The following is a 1,530-nucleotide window of genomic DNA, read 5'->3' as shown; positions in this document are numbered from 1 at the left end:
CCGATGTCACAGGGGCGGCTGTATGAAGTAGACATGCGCCTGCGCCCGTCCGGCAATCAGGGGCCGGTCGCCACCAGTTGGGCCAGCTTTACCAATTATCAGCAGAACGAGGCCTGGGTGTGGGAACATCTGGCCCTGACCCGTCCTCATGTCGTTGCGGGTGATGCCGGTTTGGCAAATGATATCGAAGCGTTCCGCGCCGGGTTTCTGTCGCGCCCACGCGAGCGGGACAATGTCTTGCGCGAAGTCGCCGAGATGCGAACGCGCCTGGCCGCAGCCAAGGCACCTGCCGGGATTTGGGATGCCAAAAACGGGCCCGGCCGCCTGATGGACATCGAACTGATGGCCGAAACCGGTGCCTTGCTGGCAGGGACTACGGCACGCGATGTGTCCTCGGGCCTCGATGGAGCCGTCGCTGCCGGGTTGCTGGATGTCGCGCAGGCGCAATCCCTGAAAGACTGCTACAGCCTATGCTGGTCGGTGCAATGTGCGGCCCGGCTTCTATCGGGCAAAGTCATCGAGGCGGAGCAGATCGGTGAAGGAGGTGTGGATTTCCTGTGCCGTGCCACCGGGTTTGAACAGGTCGATGCACTGCAACGGGCATTGCAGGAGAGTTACACAACTGCGGCCGACCTGATCGGCAGCGTGATCCAAGAGGGCGAAGATGGCACGCAGCACTGATCCCAATGACCACACAGGTCTGATCCAGGAAGCTTATCGCATCGAAGGCATCACCCTGCCGGAATGCCGCAGCATATTTCTGGACTGGGCGCTCAGCCTGCCCGAAGAGCGTGACCAGAACACGGCGCTGACCGAGTTGCATGCGGCATACGCGCTGCACAGCCCGGATCATCCCATGACTCAGGTTCTGTCCGAGGGCCTTCAGGCGGCCCAAACCCCGAAACGGCGCGGTGGCTGGCGTTCGCGAAGCCGCTAGGTCTTTTCCATCGGCACATTCGCGACTAAGAGGGCACCATGACCCAATCTGCCGACCGCCCCCGTATCCGCCTGAAACCCAAAGCCAACGCGCGCGGCCTGCGCCATGGCTTCCCTTGGGTCTATGCAAATGACATCGTCACCGTCCGCCGTACGCGCAAGATCCCCGCAGGCGCTCTGGCGATTCTCGAGGATGACACTCCCGCAGCGCTTGCGCTGGTGGCGGTCAATCCTGAGTCAAAAATCATGTGCAGGGTGCTGGATCGTGATACCAACGCGCAGTTGGACAATACTTGGTTCGAAACCCGCCTCAGCCGCGCCCTTGCACTGCGTGAACGTCTGTTTGATGCGCCTTTCTACCGTCTGGTCCATGCCGAGGCCGATGGCTTTCCCGGTGTGATCATCGACAGGTTTGGCGATACCTGTGTCATCCAGCCCAACGCGGCCTGGGCCGAGGTGCATCTGGATACGCTCACCGAAGCGCTAATCAAGGTCGCAGGCGTGACGACGGTGCTGAAAAACGCCTCGGGCCGCACGCGCGGGCTGGAAGGGCTCGACGATGAGAACCTGACTTTGCACGGCACAGCACCCGAC

Annotated in this window: 3 protein-coding genes; all 3 read left to right on the top strand. The window is 61.9% G+C overall.

The genetic code is table 11. The annotated features are described in order from the left end of the window. Positions 1–681 (top strand): [protein-PII] uridylyltransferase family protein (locus AC2FL1_RS23425; protein ID WP_496878525.1); only part of this gene is annotated, 681 nt, incomplete at its 5' end. Next, on the top strand, positions 665–937 hold the full coding sequence (locus AC2FL1_RS23420; protein ID WP_496878524.1) for a hypothetical protein: 273 nt from the start codon (positions 665–667) through the stop codon (positions 935–937). The genes AC2FL1_RS23425 and AC2FL1_RS23420, both read left to right, overlap by 17 nt. Before the next feature lie 38 nt (positions 938–975). Further along, positions 976–1,530 (top strand): class I SAM-dependent rRNA methyltransferase (locus AC2FL1_RS23415; RefSeq protein ID WP_496878523.1); only part of this gene is annotated, 555 nt, incomplete at its 3' end.

This window comes from Ruegeria sp. YKSF070 (assembly GCF_059612725.1).
Note: the sequence above shows the minus strand (reverse complement) of the source record. Positions and strands in the feature narration are given on the sequence as shown.

Excerpts from the sequence above, each read along its gene's own strand:
- AC2FL1_RS23420 (WP_496878524.1), top strand. The coding sequence starts at position 665 with ATGGCACGCAGCACTGATCCCAATGACCACACAGGTCTGATCCAGGAA.